The sequence below is a fragment of the Formosa haliotis genome, from assembly GCF_001685485.1.
Taxonomy (GTDB): Bacteria; Bacteroidota; Bacteroidia; order Flavobacteriales; family Flavobacteriaceae; genus Formosa; species Formosa haliotis.
Map to the genome: position 1 here is coordinate 2712427 of NZ_BDEL01000001.1, position 23039 is coordinate 2735465.

At 33.5% G+C, this 23039-nt stretch carries 15 protein-coding genes; 8 read left to right on the forward strand and 7 right to left on the reverse strand.

Going from position 1 to position 23039, the window contains the following annotated elements; translation table 11 throughout:
* Positions 1 to 70 precede the first annotated feature (70 nt).
* Both A9D35_RS11205 and A9D35_RS11210 read right to left on the reverse strand, forming a co-directional pair.
* Positions 71 to 388 carry a heavy metal-binding domain-containing protein gene (locus A9D35_RS11205; RefSeq protein WP_066223051.1) on the reverse strand — a complete coding sequence of 106 codons (318 nt, stop codon included), beginning with the start codon at positions 386 to 388 and terminating at the stop codon, positions 71 to 73.
* Positions 389 to 404: 16 nt separating this feature from the next.
* Positions 405 to 1331 (reverse strand): SPFH domain-containing protein, encoded by a 927-nt coding sequence (locus tag A9D35_RS11210; protein ID WP_066223054.1) that lies wholly within the window; start codon positions 1329 to 1331, stop codon positions 405 to 407.
* Between the two features lie 412 nt (positions 1332 to 1743).
* On the opposite strand from A9D35_RS11210, the gene A9D35_RS11215 reads away from it, so the two are divergent.
* On the forward strand, positions 1744 to 3552 hold the full coding sequence (locus tag A9D35_RS11215) for a T9SS type A sorting domain-containing protein (protein WP_066223058.1): 1809 nt from the start codon (positions 1744 to 1746) through the stop codon (positions 3550 to 3552).
* A gap of 150 nt (positions 3553 to 3702) precedes the next feature.
* Here A9D35_RS11215 and gltX read toward each other — a convergent pair whose 3' ends face one another.
* A complete protein-coding gene (gltX, locus tag A9D35_RS11220; RefSeq protein ID WP_066223061.1) occupies positions 3703 to 5214 on the reverse strand; it encodes a glutamate--tRNA ligase in 1512 nt (503 codons plus the stop codon).
* Positions 5215 to 5378: 164 nt separating this feature from the next.
* Here gltX and A9D35_RS11225 point away from each other — a divergent pair, with 164 nt between their 5' ends.
* The 7 genes from A9D35_RS11225 to A9D35_RS11255 all read left to right on the forward strand — a co-directional run bounded on the left by A9D35_RS11225 (position 5379) and on the right by A9D35_RS11255 (position 16267).
* On the forward strand, positions 5379 to 8774 hold the full coding sequence (locus tag A9D35_RS11225; RefSeq protein WP_066223064.1) for a hypothetical protein: 3396 nt from the start codon (positions 5379 to 5381) through the stop codon (positions 8772 to 8774).
* Positions 8774 to 9184, forward strand: a complete 411-nt coding sequence (ybeY, locus tag A9D35_RS11230; protein WP_066223066.1) for an rRNA maturation RNase YbeY — start codon at positions 8774 to 8776, stop codon at positions 9182 to 9184. Before A9D35_RS11225 ends, ybeY begins: the two co-directional genes overlap by 1 nt.
* Before the next feature lie 64 nt (positions 9185 to 9248).
* Complete coding sequence (mnmG, locus tag A9D35_RS11235) at positions 9249 to 11120, forward strand: tRNA uridine-5-carboxymethylaminomethyl(34) synthesis enzyme MnmG (RefSeq protein ID WP_066223071.1); 1872 nt, start codon at positions 9249 to 9251, stop codon at positions 11118 to 11120.
* 113 nt (positions 11121 to 11233) lie between these two features.
* Entirely contained in the window at positions 11234 to 12091 is an 858-nt protein-coding gene (locus A9D35_RS11240) for a class I SAM-dependent methyltransferase (RefSeq protein WP_066223073.1), read from the forward strand.
* A 232-nt stretch (positions 12092 to 12323) separates the two neighbouring features.
* Complete coding sequence (locus A9D35_RS11245; protein WP_066223075.1) at positions 12324 to 12836, forward strand: OmpH/Skp family outer membrane protein; 513 nt, start codon at positions 12324 to 12326, stop codon at positions 12834 to 12836.
* A 218-nt stretch (positions 12837 to 13054) separates the two neighbouring features.
* Complete coding sequence (locus A9D35_RS11250) at positions 13055 to 15424, forward strand: TonB-dependent receptor (RefSeq protein ID WP_066223077.1); 2370 nt, start codon at positions 13055 to 13057, stop codon at positions 15422 to 15424.
* A 6-nt stretch (positions 15425 to 15430) separates the two neighbouring features.
* Entirely contained in the window at positions 15431 to 16267 is an 837-nt protein-coding gene (locus A9D35_RS11255; protein WP_066223078.1) for a DUF4249 domain-containing protein, read from the forward strand.
* 261 nt (positions 16268 to 16528) lie between these two features.
* Here A9D35_RS11255 and A9D35_RS11260 read toward each other — a convergent pair whose 3' ends face one another.
* The 4 genes from A9D35_RS11260 to A9D35_RS19560 form a co-directional block, all read right to left on the reverse strand.
* The gene (locus A9D35_RS11260; protein WP_066223081.1) at positions 16529 to 16927 is read right to left on the reverse strand and encodes a DoxX family protein; all 399 of its coding nucleotides are present in this window, start codon (positions 16925 to 16927) and stop codon (positions 16529 to 16531) included.
* Positions 16928 to 16933: 6 nt separating this feature from the next.
* A complete protein-coding gene (locus tag A9D35_RS11265) occupies positions 16934 to 18085 on the reverse strand; it encodes a DNA polymerase III subunit (RefSeq protein ID WP_066223084.1) in 1152 nt (383 codons plus the stop codon).
* 255 nt (positions 18086 to 18340) lie between these two features.
* Positions 18341 to 20086, reverse strand: a complete 1746-nt coding sequence (locus A9D35_RS19555) for a polysaccharide lyase family 7 protein (protein WP_066223086.1) — start codon at positions 20084 to 20086, stop codon at positions 18341 to 18343.
* A gap of 323 nt (positions 20087 to 20409) precedes the next feature.
* Entirely contained in the window at positions 20410 to 22890 is a 2481-nt protein-coding gene (locus tag A9D35_RS19560; RefSeq protein WP_083191682.1) for an Ig-like domain-containing protein, read from the reverse strand.
* Positions 22891 to 23039 lie beyond the last annotated feature (149 nt).

Sequence of the window (23039 nt, forward strand, 5' to 3'; positions counted from 1 at the left end):
ATTAGTTAGAAAAGCCTTAAAACATTGTTTTAAGGCTTTTTTTTATGTAGTCAAGTATATCATGTAATTGTTATAATGACACAGCAGTGCCAGACGCTGTAACCATAAGCATGCCGCCATTTGGGCCAACAGTTTCGTAATCTAAATCGACGCCAACTATGGCATCTGCCCCTAAATGTTTGGCACGTTCTTCCATTTCTTTTAAAGCAGAATCTTTTGCTTCGCGTAAAACCGCTTCGTAAGAACTAGACCTTCCGCCAACAACATCACGAATTCCGGCGAAAAAGTCTTTTATAAAATTAGCCCCAATAATGGTTTCTCCAGTTACTAATCCTAAATAACCTGTTATTTTTTGAGTTTCTAATGTGGGTGTTGTTGAAATTATCATGCTGTATTTTTTTAATTTATTCTAATTCTTTATTCTTCTTTTTAGATTCTTTCATGGCTTCACCAATTTGATTACTAGCTACAAAACTAGCGACCATATCGTTTAACATATTACTTCCCGCTTGAGGAGAATTAGGTAATAATATTAAATTACTATTGGTTTCTTCTCCTAAAGATTGTAGCGTATCGTAGTGTTGTGTAACCACAATTAAAGCAGAAGCTTCTTGCGAATTAATACCAACACGATTTAAAACTTCTACAGATTCTTCTAAACCGCGAGCAATTTCACGACGTTGGTCGGCAATACCTTGTCCTTGTAAGCGCTTGCTTTCTGCTTCGGCTTTTGCTTTTTCAACAATAAGTATACGTTGTGCATCACCTTCAAACTGCGCGGCAATCTTTTCACGTTCGGAAGCATTAATACGGTTCATGGCCGCTTTAACCTGTGCGTCTGGATCAATATCTGTTACAAGAGTTTTAATAATGTCGTATCCATAATCTAACATAGCATCGTTAAGCTCTGTTTTTACGGCAATAGCAATATCATCTTTTTTAACAAATACATCGTCTAATTTCATTTTAGGAACTTCGGCACGAACCACATCAAAAACGTAAGATGTAATTTGATCGTGAGCGTAATCTAGTTTATAAAAGGCATCGTATACTTTTTCTTGAATTACTTTAAACTGTACAGAAATTTTTAATCGAACAAATACGTCGTCTAAGGTTTTTGTTTCAACAATAACATCTAATTGCTGAATTTTTAAACTCATGCGTCCTGCTACGCGATCAATAATAGGAATTTTAAATTGTAAACCAGAATGGCGAATACTTTGAAATTTTCCGAAGCGTTCTATAATGGCGGCAGACTGTTGTTTTACGGTAAAAAAGGATAGTATTAAAACTACTATCGCAAGAAAGATAAAAGGAAATAAAATGGGCATAGCGATGATTTTAAACAGTTAGTAAAATTTGTTATTAAATTTAATGTATTATTTTGATTCTGATAGCAATTCAACTCCAAAACTGAAATAAACTCCAAAATAGACTTTTAATTTTTGATTTAAATTGTCGGTTTAAAACAGGTTGTAAAATGACTTATTAAGATACGGAAAGTCTACATAAAAATTAAGAGAATTTTTAGGTCAATTTCAACTGTTTTTTTTCATAAAAACCGTGTTTAACAGCGTATTTCCTACGTTCGTAATAAATTCTAAATGCACATTTCTTGGATTAACTGCGTTAAAATTTTCATTCACCCTATAAAATTTTCAATTCAACGTTTTAAAGCCCGGTATCTCTGTGTTTAGCAACGATTTAAATATATTTGATTAGCTATTAATCAAATCTACAGTTATGATTCACAGAATTTTACATCTGCTGGGTTTTGTAATTTTATCGACTCAAATTACCTACTCTCAAACACCAAATGAAGTGATTGCTTCAGAATGGTTATATTCAAATTTTCAAAATTTACAATCGCAAAGAACCTACGAACTTCGAAAAGATTTTAATCAAAAAGGGTCTGCTGGAGAAACCATTCGTTATGGTCAATATGTTAATAATGTGCCAGTTTATAATGTAAGTGTTGCAGTTCATGTTTCTCCAAATAGCGAAGTTACTTATCATTCAGGATCGTTTAATAATACCATTTCTAAAATTAATACAGAACCTAATATAACATCAGATGAAGCCATTAATTTGGCCGCAAAAGCTTTAGGTATAGAAAAAACAATTACTCAAAAGGAATCGAAACTTTTTGTACACGAAATTGATGGAGCTACTAAATTGGTGTACCGCGTAACAACAAATTCTAAAACTTTAAATGGGTTTTGGGAAACCATTATAGATGCCAAAACATCGGAAATACTTAGTAAAAAAGATATTGCTCACTATCACCACGACCATGATTCTGGAGACGATTCAGATTTAAATGGAATGGATTTAATAGAGGCTAAAGGGAAAATTTTTAACCCGGATCCTTTATCATCTACAGGAGAAATTTATGGAGGTGCTTTTGTAGATAATAACGATAGTACCAATGAATATTTAGATAATGCCAGAACCGATGTGTCTTTTAAAATTTTAAATAGTGAGAATGGAATATTTAAATTAAAAGGAAAGTATTTAGAAATAAAAGAGATTCAGAACCCAGAAACGGGTTTGTTTGAGCAAGATTCACCAGATTTTTCTTTTACACGCGATCAAGATGGTTTTGAAGCTGTAAATGCTTATTATCATATCGATAGAAGCATGAGATATATTAATGAAACTTTAGGTATCCCATTAAAATCTATGTATCATGATGGTCTTATTTATTATGATCCGCATGCGTTTAACGGTTCTGATAATTCATCATATGGTGGAGGTATTTTAAAATTCGGAACAGGTGGGGTAGATGATGGTGAAGATGCCGATGTTATTATACACGAATTAGGTCATGGTATTCACGAATGGTTAATTAAAGGAGGAATCTCTCAAACCGAAGGACTAAGTGAAGGCTTTGGCGATTATTGGGCACAATCGTACAGCAGAGGTATAGAAGGTTCTAATAGTTCGCGATCTAGTAGTGCTTACCATAATATTTTTAAATGGGATGGACATAACGAATTTTGGGGTGGTCGTGTAACCAATTACGATGCGAAATACCCTGAAGGTTTAACTGGTAAAATTCATAAAGACGGACAAATTTTTGCAAGTACTTTAATGGAAGTTTGGGATTATTTAGGAAAAGTAACCACCGATAAAATTGTGTTAGAAGGTTTAGCAATGACAACCAATAGTTCTACGCAAGCAGATGCCATCGCAGCCATTAGGCAAGCAGCTATAGATATGAATTTAGGCTGTACAGATATAGAATTTATTACTACCGTTTTTAATGATAGAGGATACGGTTTAGATGCTTACGAGTGTAATAAATTAAGTGTAGATGAAAATGTTATTGCAAGAATACAATTGTACCCAAATCCAGCACAAACCACTATTGCGTTTAAAAATATTATAGATGAACATCGCATAACTATTTACAATATGATGGGGCAGAAAATATTAAGCAAAACCATTACACGCGCTAATAATGCGGTAAATGTTTCAACTTTATCTAAAGGGATGTATGTAGTGTCTTTCGAAAATTATACAAGTAATTTTAAATTTATTAAGCAATAAGATATTCAAATATATAGCACAAAAAAGAGACCGACTAAAAAGTTAAGTTTTCGTCAACCTGAACTTAATTCAGAATGAACGATTTTATACTTTTTAAACAGCCTCTTTTGGATTGTATTGGCTTGGAATCTAGGCTTTTATTTGAAAGGATTAAATACCAGTAGCCAGTTGTTCTATACGATTAATGGACTCTTGTTTACCAATCATATACATAATATCGAAAACATCTGGCCCTTGCAAAGCACCAACTAAAGCTAATCGTAGTGGCATCATTACTTTTCCAAAACCTATGTCTTTAGAAGTAATCCAAGCTTTAACCGTATTTTGAAGCGTTTCTGCAGTGAAATCTTCTATAGTGTTAATAAGAGTCGCTAATTCGCTTAAAAGCTCTCTAGTGTCGTCTTTTACAGCTTTTTTGTATGCTTTTTCATCGTAAGCCTTTGGCGCTTCAAAAAAGTAGCTGCTTAAATCCCATAAATCAGAAATAAACGTAGCGCGTTCTTTAATTAAATTCACGGCCATAGCTATGTAATTTACATCGATATCTTTTAATTCGTCGTGTTGCGCTTTAAAGGTTTCTGCAAGCTCGTCGTTATTTTGTTCTTGCATATAATGGTGATTAAACCATTTTATTTTATCGGGATCAAAACGTGCTCCAGCTTTATGTACGCGTTCTATATCGAAAGCTTCAACCAATTCGTCTAAACTAAATAATTCTTGTTCTGTTCCAGGATTCCATCCTAAAAAAGCTAGAAAATTAATTACAGCTTCTGCAAAATAGCCGTCTTCTTTATAACCACGAGAAACATCGTTAGTTTTTGGGTCAATCCATTCTAAAGGAAACACAGGAAATCCTAATTTATCGCCATCACGTTTGCTTAATTTTCCTTTTCCAGTAGGTTTTAAAATTAGTGGTAAATGTGCAAATTCAGGAGCATCCCATCCAAAAGCTTTATATAACTGATAGTGTAATGCTAAAGATGGCAACCATTCTTCACCACGAATAACATGCGAGATTTCCATTAAATGGTCGTCTACAATATTCGCTAAATGGTAAGTTGGCATCCCATCACTTTTAAATAATACCTTGTCATCTAAAATGTTGGTATCTATTTTTATATCGCCACGAACCATATCCTTTAAATGTAAGGTTTCGTCTTGAGGCGATTTAAATCGAACCACATAATCATCGCCTGCATCTAATTTTTGTTGTACTTCTTCTGCAGAAAGCGATAACGAATTGTTTAATTTTAAACGGTTATGCCAGTTGTAAATAAAGGTTTTTCCTTTTTCTTCATGATCTTTTCTGTGTGCGTCTAGAGCTTCGGCAGTATCAAAAGCATAATAAGCATTTCCAGAAGCAATTAAATCTTCGGCGTAGGCTTTATATAAATCTTTACGTTCGCTTTGTCTGTACGGACCAAATTTTTCATTTTTTCCTGGACCTTCATCAAACGGAATATGACACCAATTTAAGGCATCTATAATATAGTTTTCGGCACCTTCTACATATCTATTTTGATCGGTATCTTCAATACGTAGAACAAAAGTTCCGTTATGTTTTTTAGCAAATAAATAATTGAATAAAGCTGTACGAACACCACCTATATGAAGGGGTCCTGTTGGGCTTGGTGCAAATCGCACACGAACATTTTTAGTCATGTTTTTTTATTTAAGACCGCAAAGATACTGTGATATGTGTAAAGATGAAAGATTTAACCCTAGCAATAATTATTTTATAATTTTCATTTTAACATTAACTTACATTTTTACGCTATTACAGCTAAAATTATTATTGTAGATTAGTGGGTTAAATACACGATAGATTGGACAATTATAAAATTATTATTGAAAAATTAGAGGGCTTTATAAGGCGTTATTATACAAACGAACTTATTAAAGGTGCTATTTTGTTTTTTTCTATCGGACTTTTATATTTTTTGGTCACGCTTTTGGTGGAACATTTTTTATGGCTTAACCAAACAGCAAGAGCCATTTTATTTTGGCTTTTTATTGTAGTTGAAGCATTACTTTTTATAAAATTTATAGTCGTTCCGTTAAGTAAGTTGTTTAAACTTCAAAAAGGTATAGATTACGAAACGGCTTCAAAACTTATTGGAAATCATTTCTCTGAAGTAAACGATAAATTACTTAATGTACTTCAATTACATAACGATACTTCTAAATCGGAATTACTGCTAGCGAGTATCAATCAAAAGGCAGCAACTATTAGTCCGGTTCCTTTTAAATTAGCTATTAATTTTAAGCAAAATATCAAATATTTAAAATATGCTATAGTTCCAGTGGCTTTAATTTTATTTTTTGTATTATTAGGTAAAATAAACTGGTTTACAGATAGTTATAAGCGAGTTGTAGATTATAAAACAGCTTACGAACCGCCTGCACCTTTTCAGTTTTTTGTAGTTAATGAAACTTTGAATGGTGTAGAAAATAAGGATTTTAAGCTATTGGTAAATACGGCAGGTACTGTTATACCAGAACAAGCACAAATAACATTTAATAACGAGACTTATATTTTACAGGACAAGGGTTCTGGTGCATTTGAATATGTATTTAATAGTCCGAAATCTAATATTACATTTCAGTTGCATGCTAATGGAGTAACCTCTAAACCTTACGAATTAACTATTGTTGAGGTACCTACTTTATTAGGTTTCGATATGGTTTTAGAATATCCTAAATATATTCAAAAGAAAGATGAGGTTTTAAAAAGTACGGGAAATGCCATGGTTCCAGAAGGGACTAAAGTGACCTGGAAATTAAAAACCAAAGCTACTAATCGTGTACAGTTATTTTCAAAAGATACAATTAACTTCGAGAAGAAGGAGGGAGGTTTTGAAACTACGAAACAAATGCATTCCAATTTTGTTTATAGTTTAAGTACAAGTAATGATAAACTTGAAAATTACGAAAATTTAAGTTTTTCTATAGATGTTATAAAAGATGAATTTCCAGAATTGGTTGTGGATATGGTTCGAGACACAGTCGATTTGAAAACTATGTATTTTAAAGGAAAAATTAGCGACGATTACGGTTTGAATGGTTTAAACTTAGTGTATTTTGAAACGGATAATGAACAAGCTGTTCATAAAATTAGAATACCAATCGCTAAAACTAATGTCGATCAGTTTTTAACGGCCTTCCCTAATCAATTAGAGCTTCAAGAGGGAGTGTCCTACAGTTTATATTTTGAGGTTTTTGATAATGATGCTTTACATCATTTTAAACGGACTAAAAGTGAAATTTTTAATTATCGTGAACAAACGACTTCCGAAAAGCAAAACAATCAATTACAACAACAACAAAATACCATTCAAGATTTAAATAATTCTCTTGAAAAATTTGATGAGAATGAAAAGATTTTAGAAGATATTTCAAAAACTCAAAAATCTAAAAAGAGTTTAAATTTTAACGATAAAAAGAAATTAGATGATGCTTTAAAACGTCAATTGCAACAAGAAAAATTGATGAAAAATTTCAATAAATCGTTTCAAGAAAATCTAAAAGAATTTAATAAGGATCAAGATCAAATAGACCCACAACAAGAACAACTTCAAAAAAGGTTATCAGAAAATGAAGAACAACTTAAGGAAGATGAAAAGCTTTTAGAAGAATTAAAAAAGTTACAGGATAAAATTAGCAACGAGGATTTATCTAAAAAATTAGATGAGATTAGTAAGAAGAATAAAAATCAGAAACGTAGTTTAGAGCAATTAGTTGAGTTAACTAAACGGTTTTATGTGGCAAAAAAAATGGAAAAACTTCAGGAGGATTTAGATGTTTTGGGTGAAGAACAATTAAAACAACCCGAGAAATCTAAAGAAGAAAATACATCAGATAAGCAAGCCGAATTGAATAAAAAATTCAACGATATACAAAAAGAATTAGATGCTTTACAAAAGGATAACAAGGCATTAAAAAAACCTATGGATTTGCCTCGTAATGAAAAGTCTGAATCTGATGTAGATCAACTTCAAAAAGATGCAGAATCAGATTTAAGAGAACGTGAATCTGGTGAAAAAAGTCCTAGCGAACAACAGCAAAAGGTAATGGAAGCGAAACAAAATCAGAAACGTGCTGGTCAAAAAATGAAGGAAATGAGTAAAGCCATGCAGCAGTCTATGCAAATGCAAAGTGGTGAACAAATGGAGGAAGATGCAGAAATGCTTCGTCAGGTTTTAGATAACCTTTTGGTGTTTTCATTCGATGAAGAAGGACTCATGAATAATTTTAAAAGTATAGAGGTTAACCATAATAATTATGCTAATTATTTGCGTAAGCAACATGTGTTAAGGGAATATTTTGAACATGTTGATGATAGTTTATTTGCCTTGTCTTTACGTCAGCCTATGCTTTCGGAACAAGTGAATAAAGAAATTGGTAACATTTATTTTAATGTAGATAAATCTTTGGAAGAATTTTCTGAAAACCGATTATTTCAAGGAATTGCAGCACAGCAATATGCCTTTACTTCGGCTAATGTGCTTGCAGATTTATTAAGTAATATTCTAGATAATATGCAAGATCAATTGAATTCATCTTCTTCCGGTCAGGGTAGTGAAGGACAAAAATCTGGTGAAGGTGAGGGTCAACTTCAGGATATTATTATGAGTCAAGAAGAGTTAAATAAACAAATGCAGGAGCAGATGGGTGGCAAAGATTCTAAGCAAGGTAAAGATGGAAATTCCGTCAAACCCGGTGAATCTGGTTCTGACGGTGACAGTGGAGAAGGAGACAAAGGTTCTAAACAAGGCCCTAAAGGAAATAATAATGATGGACAGGATTCTCAGGAAGGATTAAATGGTGAGTTGTTTAGTATTTATCAAAAACAACAAGAACTGCGTAATCAATTAGAAGAGCGTCTTGCTAAGGAAGGACTTACCCCACAAGGCCAGAAATTATTACGGGATATGGAGCAGGTAGAAATGGACTTGCTAAATGATGGTTTTACGCAAAAAACTTTGGTAAAAATGTTGAATTTTGAACAGCAACTTTTAAAATTAAAAGATGCTACGTTTCAACAAGAACAGGAAAATAAACGGGAATCAAAATCTAATAACAGGGCATTTACAAACGATTCTAACGATAAGTTGCCAAATGCTAAACAATATTTTAATACTACTGAAATATTAAATAGACAAATCCTACCTTTGCAAAATAGTTTTAAACATAAAGTGCAACAGTATTTTAAGAATGAGTAATGGTATATTTTAATTACGAAACAGATTTTGAATTGGCTAATGAAACTAGTTTAGCTAATTGGATACATGCTACAATTCTTGAAGAGGGTTGTAAGGAAGGTGAAATTAATTATATTTTTTGTGATGATGATTATCTTCATAAATTGAATGTAGAGTTCTTAGATCATGATACTTTAACAGATGTGATTAGTTTTGATTACTCAGTCGGAAAAGAGCTACATGGAGATATTTACATATCTGTTGAGCGTGTTAAAGACAATGCTTCCGATTTTGGAACTGATTTTGTAGATGAATTAAATCGGGTTATTATTCATGGAGTTTTGCACTATTGTGGCTATAAAGATAAGTCGGATGAAGATGCTAAACAGATGAGAAGTAAGGAGGATTTTTATCTTTCTAAACTTAATTAGCACATTACTTATTTAAATTGTTCCACGTGGAACATTAATCAAATTAATTTAAAATTGAATTCAAATGTTCGATAAAGTTTACGATGTAATTGTTGTTGGAGCTGGTCATGCAGGAAGTGAAGCCGCTGCTGCTGCCGCAAATATGGGGAGTAGTACATTGTTAATTACAATGAATTTACAAAACATAGCTCAGATGTCTTGTAACCCTGCTATGGGAGGTATTGCTAAAGGGCAAATAGTTCGTGAAATTGACGCTTTAGGAGGATATAGTGGAATTGTTAGTGATACATCAGCGATCCAATTTAAGATGCTAAATAAATCTAAGGGACCTGCTATGTGGAGTCCGAGGGTGCAAAGTGATCGTATGCGTTTTGCGGAAGATTGGCGTATGATGTTAGAAGGTACTCCTAATTTAGATTTCTATCAAGATATGGTATCTGGTTTAATAATGGATGGGGATCAGGTTGCAGGGGTTAAAACTTCCCTTGGTATTGCTGTTCGAGGGAAATCTGTTGTATTAACTAATGGTACATTTTTAAATGGTTTAATTCATATTGGCGATAAGAATTTTGGTGGTGGTAGAGCAGGGGAAAGAGCTGCTACGGGTATAACAGAACAATTGGTAGATTTAGGATTTACTTCTGGAAGAATGAAGACAGGAACACCTCCTCGTGTTGACGGGCGATCTTTAGATTATTCTAAAATGGTAGAACAGCCTGGGGATGAAAAACCAGAAAAGTTTTCTTATTCTCCAATCACAAAACCATTAACAAATCAGCGGTCTTGTTATATGACATATACGAGTACGTTGGTGCATGATTTATTACGAGAAGGTTTTGATAGGAGTCCAATGTTTAATGGTCGAATTAAAAGTTTAGGACCTAGATATTGTCCATCCATCGAAGATAAAATTAATCGTTTTGCAGATAAAGATCGTCATCAATTGTTTATTGAACCGGAAGGTTGGAATACATGCGAAGTATATGTAAATGGTTTTTCTACGTCTTTACCAGAAGATGTGCAATTTAAAGCATTGCGATCTGTCGCTGGTTTTGAAAATGTAAAATTCTTTAGACCAGGTTATGCCATAGAATATGATTATTTTCCACCTACCCAATTGAAACATACTCTAGAAACTAAACTTGTAAATGGTTTATATTTTGCTGGTCAAATTAATGGAACTACAGGTTATGAAGAAGCCGCTTCTCAAGGATTAATGGCAGGTATAAATGCTAGTCTTAAAGTTCAGGAGCGTGATGAATTTATATTAAAACGTAATGAAGCTTATATAGGTGTTCTTATTGATGATTTAATTACTAAGGGCACAGAAGAACCGTATAGAATGTTTACATCTCGTGCTGAATATAGAACACTGTTGAGACAGGATAATGCTGATTTTAGGTTAACCCCTAAAGGTTTTGAAATAGGTTTAGCTTCAGTAGACCGATTAAAACGCATGGAATTAAAACAAAAAAAATCGGAATTGTTTGTTCAGTTTTTTAAAGATTTAAGTGTAAAACCAGAAGTTATTAATCCTATTTTAGAAAGTAAGGAATCGGCTGCTGTAAATCAATCAGGGAAATTATTTAAAGTATTTGCCCGTCCAAATATCGATATGGATGATGTGCGTAAGATTGACGAGGTAGAACAGTTTATAGCTGATCATGAGTTGGATCGTGAAATTATTGAACAAGCAGAAATTCAGGTTAAATATTCTGGGTATATAGAAAAGGAAAAACAAAATGCAGATAAATTAACTCGTCTAGAGGATATTAAAATTCCAACCAATTTTGATTATTCTAAGATCAAATCCATGAGTTTTGAAGCTCGTGAAAAACTAAAAAATATTCAACCCACGAGTATCTCACAAGCATCTAGAATTAGTGGTGTTTCACCAAACGATATTTCTGTTTTATTAGTTTATATGGGTCGATAATTTTATATGTTCCACGTGGAACATATAAAATTCAATCATAAAATTGTTTAAAAAAATCAAAAAAATTTAAAGTCTCTTTTTAATAAACGAAAGAGACTTTATTATTAAAGATCATGAATATAACCTCAAATAAAGTGAGTTTAAAGTGTAAAGATTATTCTGTTTCTGGAGCATATTTTGAATTAAAACATGACGACGATTTAGATATTTTAATTACTTCACCACAACCAAAATCGGAGGAACTTGGACAGTACTATAAAAGTGAAGATTATATTTCGCATACAGATGCGAAGCGAAATCTTTTTGAAAAATTATATCATACTGTAAAAGGCATTGCATTAAAACGAAAACTAAATTTGATAAATAGTTTTGATAACGAAACAAAATCTCTTTTAGATGTTGGATGTGGTACCGGAGATTTTTTACAAATAGCTAAGGCAAATGGTTGGAAAGTTTGCGGTATAGAACCAGACGAAGGAGCAAGACAATTAGCAATTAATAAAGTGGGAAACCACATAAAAGATGCGTCTACAATAAATACCTTACCAAATAATAGTTTTGATGTAATTACACTTTGGCATGTATTAGAACATTTGCCTAATTTAGATTTGCAAATAGAAACTTATAAACGACTTTTAAAACCTAAAGGAACCTTAATTATTGCGGTTCCAAATTTTAAAAGTTACGACGCAAATTATTATAAAGCGTATTGGGCCGCTTTTGATGTGCCTAGACATCTTTGGCATTTTTCTCAAACTGGAATTTCTAAAATTTTAGCTAAACAACAGTTTAAAATAAAAAATACCTTACCTATGCTTTTCGATGCGTTTTATGTTTGTCTGCTTTCCGAAAAATATAAAACAGGCCAAATGAATTTTGTAAAGGCTTTTCAAATCGGATTATTATCTAATCTAAAGGCAAAACGTTCTGGAGAGTACTCTTCATTGATTTATATAGTTAAAAATGAATAAAAACGCAAAATAAGCCGTTTTAAGAGGTTTTTATCTAATTAATCGAATGGTAAGGTCTGTAAATTTATTTAAGAGCTTAAATCTTTTCTATTAAAGCGATTTTTTATAATAAAAACTTATAACAAAACATTATCTCATAAATAATTACTATATATGGTTAATCGTATCATATTAAGATAAATATCTACTTAACTTTTCTATTTTTGTTTTCGAAAATTAAATTGATAACAAAATGAAAAAAATATCCTTATTAGTAATTTCATTAATTACTATGGCTTCTTGTCAGCAAACCCAAAAGATCGGATTTGTCGACAATTCTAAATTGGTAAATGAATATCAAGAAAAAATTGATGTGGAAGCCAAATACAAAGCTTTAATAGAGGCCTCTAATAAATCTACAGATAGTTTAGCGCAATTATTCCAAGCCGAATATCTAGAATTCCAGAATCAAGCAGCTACTATGGGGCAGGAGAAAGCTCAAGAGCGTTACCAAGAATTAGGGAGAAAGCAACAAGCTTTACAGCAGCAAATTCAAATGAAAGAACAACAAATTTCTGCGGATAGCCAAAAGGAAATTGATTCATTAATTTCAAAAGTAAGAAAATTCGTAAAAAATTATGGAAAATCAAATTCCTATGATTTTATCTTAGGAAGTAATGAAGCGGGAAGCGTCATGTATGGAAAAGAAGGTGACGATCTTACCGAAACACTTGTAAAAGCTTTAAACGATAGCTACAAAAAATAAATAATTATTACACCTAATAATTTTAAAGTCAAACATGGTTACACTGTGTTTGGCTTTTTTTTATGTCTAACATTTCGTGGATATCAATAGTTATATAGTTAAACAAATTCTGAGTAGCACGTCATTTTATTAGGTTTTTCGTTGATAAAACAATATTTAACAATGTAATGCGATATAAATTTAGTTGATTTGTAATACATTATAACCACAACCACATTATGAAACTTAAACTTAGCGTTTGCTTTATTTTATTAAGCACTCTATTTTATGCGCAAGAAAATTTTACGGTAAGCGGAACTGTAAAAGATTTTGCGAATGGAGAATCGGTTTTTGGAGCCTCGGTATATTTAGAAAACACAAGTACAGGAACCATTACCAATGCTTATGGATTTTATTCTATTTCTGCGCCCAAAGGAACCTATAAACTCGTGGTTTCGTATTTGGGTTATATAACTATTTCAAAAGACATTGAGCTTAATTCAAATCAAAATATATCTTTTGAATTAGAGGAAGATACCACCACTTTAGACGAGGTTGTTATTACCGCAGAAGAATCTGAAAAAGCGAATATAAGAGATCCACAAATGAGTGTTTCTGTAATTAAAAGTGCAACAATTAAAGCTATTCCTGCCGTTTTAGGAGAAGTCGATTTGGTTAAATCTATTCAAATGTTGCCTGGGGTTACCAATAATGGAGAGGGATCCAACGGATTTAATGTTAGGGGTGGAGCAACAGACCAAAACTTGGTGCTTTTAGACGAGGCTATCATTTTTAATGAGTCGCATTTATTCGGTTTTTTCTCGGTCTTTAATGCCGATGTGGTTAAAGATATTAAATTATATAAAGGTAATATTCCTGCCAATTATGGTGGTCGCGTGTCTTCAGTGCTCGATATTCGCCAGAAGGAAGGGAATAGTAAAAACTTCGATTTAAGTGGCGGAATTGGTCTTATTTCAAGTCGACTTGCAGCAGAGGCTCCGTTATTTAAAAACAAAGGGTCGTTTATTGTAGCTGGACGAACATCTTATGCACATTTATTTTTAAAGTTGGCCGACCAGGATAATACAGCTTATTTTTACGATTTAAACGCAAAAATTAACTACGAGATTAATCAAAATAACAGATTGTATTTATCGGGGTATTTCGGACGTGATATTTTAAATTTCGATGACGCCTTTAAAAATTCTTATGGAAATAGCACTTTTAATTTGCGATGGAATCATGTCTTTAACGATAAACTATTTTCTAATCTTTCCTTTATTTATGGCGATTATGATTATGGTTTAGAACTTAATTTTATAGGATTAGATTGGCGTTCTAGTATTAAAAATTTCAACTTTAAATACGATTTTAAATATTACCTAAATAACAATACAACCATCGATTTTGGTGCTAGCGCAATTACCTATAATTTTAATCCAGGAGAAGTAAAACCCACCGACGAAAATTCTGCCATTAATGAAGATATTTTAGATAAAAAACGTGCTGTAGAAAGCGGTTTATATGTAAATGCTGAACATAAGTTTTCCGAAAGACTAAATGTACAAGTAGGCTTACGTTTTAGTCTTTTTAATCGCTTAGGGGGTCAGCCAATGGCGACTTATTTAAACGATCAGCCGGTGGTTTATAATGAAGAATTAGGGATTTACGAAGAAGGTATTAAAACAGGAGAAATAGATTATGAAAGAGGTAAAACTATTGCTGATTTTTCAAACTTTGAGCCACGTTTAGGTTTGGCCTATCAGCTTTCTAATTCATCTTCAATAAAATTAGGATTTTCTAGAATTGCACAATATTTAAGCTTGCTTTCTAACACGAGCAACGCCACACCTCTAGATGTCTGGACACCTAGCGGAACCTATGTAAATCCGCAAATGGCCAATCAGTATTCGGCAGGCTATTTTAAAGAATTACAAAATGGTATGTTTTCTATAGAAACTGAAGTGTATTACAAAACAGTAGATAATAGGATTGATTATATAGACGGATCGAATTTAATTGCCAATAACAATATAGAAACTCAAATTTTAGAAGGAGAATCTAAAGCCTATGGTTTAGAAATTTTATTCAGAAAAAATAAAGGAAGATTCACAGGGTGGTTTGCCTACACCTTGTCAAAATCAGAACAAAGAACTCCGGGAGGCAAAGCTGGTGGACCGGGAATTAATAAGGGAGAATGGTATAATACACCATACGACAGAACTCACGATATTTCGGTAACAGGAACCTATAAAATGACAGATAAATGGAGTTTTAGTAGCAACTTTATTTTCCAAACTGGGCGCCCGGTTACCTATCCTGTAGGGCAATACGAGTATGAAGGCTTGTCTATTGCTAATTACGATAGCCGTAATGCCAACAGATTACCATCGTATAATAGGCTAGATATTGCTGCAACTTATAAACCAAATAATAAGCCAGATGCTCGTTGGAAAGGCGAGTGGGTTTTTAGTATTTACAATGTGTACGACAGAAAAAATGCAGCCTCAATTTCTTTCGGTCAGAATTTAGAAACAGGGGTTAATGAGGCTACCCGTACCGCAATTTTTGGTATCGTTCCTTCTGTAACGTATAATTTCAAATTTTAAATCATCATGAAAAAATATATTTACATCAGTTTAATTAGTGTTTTAAGCGTTTTTACAGCTTGTACAGACGTTATAGATGTCGATGTACCTACAGCAGATCCTAGGCTTGTTATAGAAGCTTCTATAGATTGGGAAAAAGGTACTTTAGGTCATGAGCAAACCATAAAGCTAAGCACAACAACGCCATATTTTGAAACCGATACACCTAATGCTGTTACCGGAGCTCAAGTTAGCGTTACGCGTTTAAGTAATAATCAAGTTTTTGAATTTAGCGATAATAACGACGGTACTTATACCACTACTGTTTTCGAGCCTGCATTAAATGAAGAATACACACTTAACGTAATTTATGAAAACGAAACCTTTACAGCTACAGAAACGCTGCGTCCAACAACCTCTTTTACTAATGTAAGCCAGTCGTTGGGAGGTGGATTTTTTCCGGATGAATTAGAAGTTAATGTATATTGGAATGATCCTGCCGATGAAACAAATTTCTATATTTTAAAGTTTTTACAACAAGGTGAAAGGTTTCCGAGATTAGTAGATATTTCTGATGAATTTTTAAATGGAAATGAAATTCATATTTTTTATGAAAAAAACGATACAGACGAAGGTTTTGAACCAGGAGATGTTGTAGATATTAATTTATACAATGTTTCCGAGCGGTATTACAATTACATTCAATTGCTAAACAGCCAATCGGGATCTGGAAATCCGTTTGCACCAACACCTGTAGAATTACGCGGAAATTGCATAAATATTACTAATGCAGATAACTATCCGTATGGATATTTTAGAGTGACACAAACCGATAAAGCAAGCTATACATTTGTTGAAGAATAACACTAGAAAATTGTGGTGTAAACCATGAAAATTACAGCATTAAATTTTTGAACTTAGGTCTGAAAATTTAGTGCTTTTTTTATACCGCAGGTTCAAAATTGAAAACATTATAACAGGTTGTTTTTAAAAGGAATAGGGGGTGAATTTATGAGTGGTATTTTTAAAAATAGCACAACTTTAAAAGTTTGTAAAAAAATGACATTTTAAACAAAATAATTAATTCTAGCAAGATCTTTTTTTAGGGTTTACAAACGCGGTATTTTAGTGTTGAAAAAGAAATACCGCAAACACAGATACTATAAAATATATGGTGATGTTTCTTGCCCCGTCGAAATCCTTGGCAATGCGTTGTCCGATTAAAAAGATTAAAAGAATTATACAAGATATTATAGCCCCTATTAAGGCATAATTCGAGGTGTTTTCAAAAATAATGTCATAAAGTCCAAGGCTACAAAAAACGGCAACTAAAGCTTCTAAAATTACAATAAATATTAAGGTTACAGGAATTAAAGGCGGAACAAAGGTGTTCTGAAAATGTGCTTTTAAAAAGGAGATGTTACCATTCCAGTCGCTTACCTTATCAATAAAACTCATTAAAAACGTAATGATTAAAAAGATAAGAACAAGGAGTTCTGCACTGTGATTTAAAGCCTGTTCCATGGTTTTTTAGCCTTGTTTTGCATGTAATAATCGGGTTAGTTTAATCGATAAATCGGTTAAAACTATTTTAGAATTTCCGTTACGTTCTATATGGTAAATGGCATCTTGAATTGCTTCGTAAATCTCTAAAATATTTCCGTTATGAATAAAAGGAGCAAATTTTTCAAGTTTAAAAGCTGTTTTGGGTTCCAAATATACCAAGTCGTCAGCACCATAATTTAGTAACATGGCTTGTCGGAAAAAATCCATACAAAAGTGTAAAAATTGCTTTTGGGTTTCACGGCCAGTTTTCGCAATTTCTTCACTCCAATTTATAATATCGTGAATGGCTGCTTTATTTCCTTTGGCTTTAAACGCACTACGAACCCAAAGCACAAACCAATCTTCAAACTGGGTGTCTTCAGAATCGTGATACACTAAATCGCAAGCTTTATTGTAATTCCCGTTCGCTTGATGTGCTATTTTGGTGGCTACAGATTCATTTAACTCGTAAGCTTTTACAAGTGCTGTTTTTATAACATCTTCGGCAAGTGCAGGGAAATGTAAAACCTGGCAACGCGATCTAATGGTATTAATAATGTTTTGCTCTTCCTCAGCAATTAATATAAAAACAGTTTTTTCTGGCGGTTCTTCTATTAACTTTAATAATTTATTAGCAGCAGAAACATTCATTTTTTCGGCCATCCAAATAATCATCACTTTATAACCTCCTTCATAGGCTTTTAAAGACAATGCCTTAACAATATCTTGGGCTTCGTCTACACCAATTTGTCCTTGTTTGTTTTCTACACCCAGCATTTTGTACCAGTCGAAAAGATTTCCGTAAGGTTGCTCTTTTAATAATTGGCGCCATTCGGTTAAAAAATGACTAGAAACTGGATGCGATTTTATACTTGATGTTGTGGTTACAGGAAAGGCAAAGTGTAAATCGGGATGCGAAAAGCTGTTAAATTTTAGGTTACAAGAGTCGTTTCCGGTGTTATTCTCTCCGGCGCTATTTTTACATAAAATATATTGCGCATAGGCAATAGCTAGGGGTAAAGTTCCAGAACCTTCTGGACCTACAAATAATTGAGCATGCGGAATACGACCATTATCGACACTTTGTGTTAAATGATTTTTAATATGATCTTGACCTAGAATATCTTTAAATAACATGTGGCAAAACTATATATTTTATGTGAATAAAGTAAGTTACAGCTTTTGTATAATTTGAAATTTTTAAAAAGCTAGAATTTCAGTTCTCAAGGTATTTTAAACGATGCACTATTTATGATGTTAACACTAGATATTTTAGTATCGTTTAGATTGGTGTAATACGAATCTAAATGCTAAAGGTTGAAAAGGTTCTAGAAATAAAAAGGCAGGTAAAGTTCGCTTCACCTGCCTTTTTATTTAAGAAGAAATAGTCAATTATTTTTTGATAACGCGTTTATTAATGCTTTTGTTATCTCCTATAAGTCTAAAAATATATAAACCTGTTTGCAATTGAGAAATGTCTATGGCATCGTTTACAATAGGTTGATTTTTAATTCTTCTTCCATTTAAATCATAAATAGATAGTGTATGATAATCTTTAGCTCCGCTAATGTTTACAGTATGGGTTGCTGGCGTAGGCCATAACAAAACCTGTTCTGGATTTAAAATATCATCATCTCCGGTAGATAAGGTTTTACTAGAAAATATTCTGAACTCTAATAAACTTACCCAAGTACCTGTGTAAGAACCAGCACCTGTAACCGTAATTTTAACATAGCGTCCTTCGGTATCTGGAAAAGTATCTACATTCGGATTTGTTTCTGTACTCGGTGTTGTGTTTGCCGATCTGTCTACAATCTCTGTATAGGTTCCGTCTTCTGTAGGGGAAACAGATATGGTGTATTGATAATCTCTATCGGTATAACATACCATTTCGGTTCTTCCAAGTGTATATACTTGGCCTAGATCTATAGTTGCAGTTTGTGGGTATCCGGAAACAGACCAACGTGTAGAAGTATTTCCATCTACCAAATTAGAAACCACATTTTCGCCATCGGCAACTCCGGTTCCTGTAATAGGTTTGTTTAAGGCTAAATTAGGACCTTCGGCAGCTTCTGCTACGTTTACCTTAGCAGTATCGGTGTAACCACCATCTTCAGTTGTAACCGTAATGGTTGCCGTACCATTGGCAAGACCAGTAACTAATCCGTTGGAATCTACGCTTGCTATTGCACTATCGCTACTACTATAGCTTACATTAATATTTGTAGCAAAAACAGGGCTTACTGTGGCCGTTAACTGCTGAGTATTCCCTACTAAAAGATCTACGGTTTTTGGTGAAACGCTTACACTTGTTACTTTTTCTTCGCTGTGTTGTACTGTAAAATCGTATACTAAAACTTCTCCGTAATTATTAGGATCGTTAGTATCATCGCCTTCTTCTTTAGCATTACTTTGAGTATAGTTTCCGACTTTAAAATACGATTGATCGTAATTTAAATCTAACACATAATCGTTATCGCCATCTTTTACTAAATAGGAAGACGCCTTTCCGTTATTATAAGCTTCTAAAAGCTTACCATCTTCAGAATAATAACAATAATGTTTATCGTCTTCTACTAGAAAAATAACTTCATGTACAGTACCTAAAGCATAATTTGTTTTTATGGTTAAATCGTCTCTTAGTTTTCCTCCATTAAAGGATAAAAATAGGTGAGAGTTTTCTAACCGCATTACCATAGAATCGTCTATGCCTTCTTCTTTATCGCCGTGAATTTGGGTGGCTACCAATTGAGGTTTGTTTATTGGTAAATGGGTAATGGCTTGTTTAACATAAATCATATGCGAACCTTCTGTAGTCCAATATATATCTACACTACCATCTTGCACGCGCTCTCTTAATTCTGAGCGTATATTACTAGAGTTCGGCGTAGTGTCATTGTCGCTTCGTATTGGTGTGCGAAACACAATAGCATCACCTGTATCATTTACATAGAAGTATTCATTATTAGGTTCTCCACATAAGGTTTTATCTTCTTCTCCGGTTGGATAGGTAATTTTCCATTGTTTACAATTCTCCATTAGGTCTGAGGGTACTTGTGCTATTGCTGGACCATTAAAACATAACACCATAACGCATAACACTAAAAAGTGAACACGGTTTTGTAATTTTTTTCTCATTTTTTAATTTTAGTTAAGTTTATTTTTCTGGGTTAAAATTGGTTTACCTGATTGGTTAACCAATTTTATTGGTGGCCGAAAGTTAGGAAAAATATATGAATTGCCATAATTTGAGTCCTAATTCATAGGTTTTTAAAACGAGTTTTAAAGGAAGTTGGTTATGGAATTTATCTTCACTTCTTTGTTGTTTTAAAGCAAAAAAAATATGAGAAGTGAAGTAATTAAGCTCGTTTAAAATTTGAAGGAAACGGGGGCAGTGGCCATAAAAAAAGTCAGGTAAAGAAAACATCTTCACCTGACTTAATTTTACTGTATAAATGGAATTATTTTTTTATAACCCGTTTACTAATTGTTTTGTTATTCCCAGAAATTCTGAACATATAAATACCAGAATTTAGATGAGAGATGTCTAGGGTTTCACTTTGAATCGCTTGATTAATTACAACCTTTCCTACCATATCGTAAACGGTTAAGGTATGGTAGTCTTTTGCGCTACTAATATTAATAGTATGCGTAGCAGGGTTTGGCCAAATAGATAAAGCTTGCTCTGGTGTAGTGCTACTTAAAATATCTTCTTCTTGAGAAAAAGCACGAGAAGTAGGGTTAGAAGCACTTGCGTATCCAAACACTCTAAGCTCTTCTATACTCACCCAATCTCCAGAATAACTAGCGGCTCCAGAAACTGTAATTCTAACATAACGCGCCTGGATATTAGAGAAGGCATCTGCAATAGGACTAGAGTTAGAACCTGAAGTTGTATTGCTAGATCTGTCTACCACTTGGGTAAAGTTGTTTCCATCTGTAGAAACTTCTATACTATATTGATAGGCACGATCGCTAAAGCAAATAACCTCTGTACTGTTTATGGTATATAAACCACCTAAATCTACAGTAGCCCAACTCGGGTAAAACTCTGCCGACCATCTTGAATCTGCGTCGCCATCAACTAAATTAGATCCTGGATTAGAAGATTGTTCACTTGAAAAAGAAACCGATTTTTCTAAAGCAACATTTGTAGACTCTGCAGGAACATCTGTAACTGTAATAGTGCTACTATCTGTGAACGATCCGTCTGCTGTAGTTACCGTAATGGTTGCCGTACCTTCTGCCACAGCAGTAACCAATCCATTTGCACTTACTGCAGCAATAAATATATTACTACTACTATAGCTTACGTCTTGGTTGCTAGCATTACTAGGACTAACAGTTGCAGAAAGTTGTTGAGTTTCTCCTGCTAATAAAGATATATTTGATGGGGTTAATGAAACCGATGTGACATCAATATTAGAAGGTTCTCCTTCTCCAGCAAACACTCTTAGCTCTAATAAACTTATCCAGCTTCCTGTATAAGACGCAGCACCTGTAACTGTAATTTTCACGAATCTGGCATCGATACTATCAAAAGTATCGCTAATAGGAGTCGATATCGTTCCTGCAGTAGTATTAGAAGTTCTGTTTACAACCTCGGTATAGTTTCCATTTTGTGTGTCAGATACCGAAATGCTGTATTGGTATGCACGATCGCTATAGCAAACGAGTTCTGTACTTCCTAGAGTTAATACTGTTCCTAAATCGATAGTTGCCGATTGTGGGTATCCAGATACCGACCATCTGCTGCTAGTATCTCCATCTACTAAATTAGCAACCACATTATCACCATCTGCAGAACCAGTTCCTGAAACAGATTTGTTTAGTGCTAAATTTGTGTCGTTAGAAGGCGCAACCACTGTAATAGCTACTGTATCTGTATAACCGCCATCATTTGTAGTTACAGTTATTGTAGCATTTCCTTCAGAAATTGCAGTAACTACACCACTTGAATTTACCGAAGCTACACTGCTATTACTACTGCTATAATTTACCGCTTTATCTGTGGCATTGCTTGGTGCAACTGTCGCATTTAGTTGTATAGACGCACCTAATCCTAAAGATTCTGAACTAGAAGAAAAGCTTACTCCCGTAGCATCAACAGGATCAGTTCCGCCACCTTCGCCATGAACAACAGCAAAATCGTAAACTAAAACTTCGCCATAATTATCTGGATCATCTGTAGCATCGCCTTCTTTTTCAGGATTACTTTGTGTATAGTTTCCAACTTTAAAGTAAGATTGGTCGTAATTTTTGTCCATAACATAATCGTTACCATCTGCTCTTACCAAGTATTGTGACGCATTACCACTATTATAAGCATTTAAAAGATTGCCATCTTCTGCATAGTAACAGTAGTGCTTACCATCTACAACTTTAAAGATTACTTCGTGAGGTGTTCCTAATTCATAATCTGTTTTAATGGTAACATCGCTTCTTAATTTTCCTCCGTTAAAGGATAAAAATAGATGCGAGTTTTCTAAACGCATTACCATGGAATCATCGATACCGTCTGCTTTATTTCCGTGAATTTGAGTGGCTACTAAATGAGACTTTACAATAGGTAAGTGGGTAATGGCTTGTTTTACATAAATCATATGAGTGCCTTCTGTGGTCCAATAAATATCAGAACTTCCAGTTTCTACACGTTCTCTAAGTTCGGAACGGATATAATCAGAATTAGGAGTAGAACCGTTGTTGCTTCTTATTGGAACACGGAATACGATGGCATCTCCATCGTCATTTACAAAGAAGAATTCGTTATTAGCTTCACCGCATAAGGTTTTATCTTCTTCACCAGTTGGATAAGTTATTTTCCATTGGTTGCAATTTTCCATTAAATCGGAAGGTACTTGTGCTTTTACTGTGTTAATACAACAGAACACAGTTAGGCATAACGCCAAAAAGCGTGTGGGAGTGTGTAAATAATTTTTCATTTTAAAGTTATTAGTTTGTAAAATAATTGTGGGTTAATTGAGGCCTCAATTAATTGGTTAACCAATTATTTATGTGCCCAAAGTAGAAAAAAGAAATTAAACAGCCTACTAGAAATCATGATTTTAGACGAACGGTTAAGCTAAAAAAA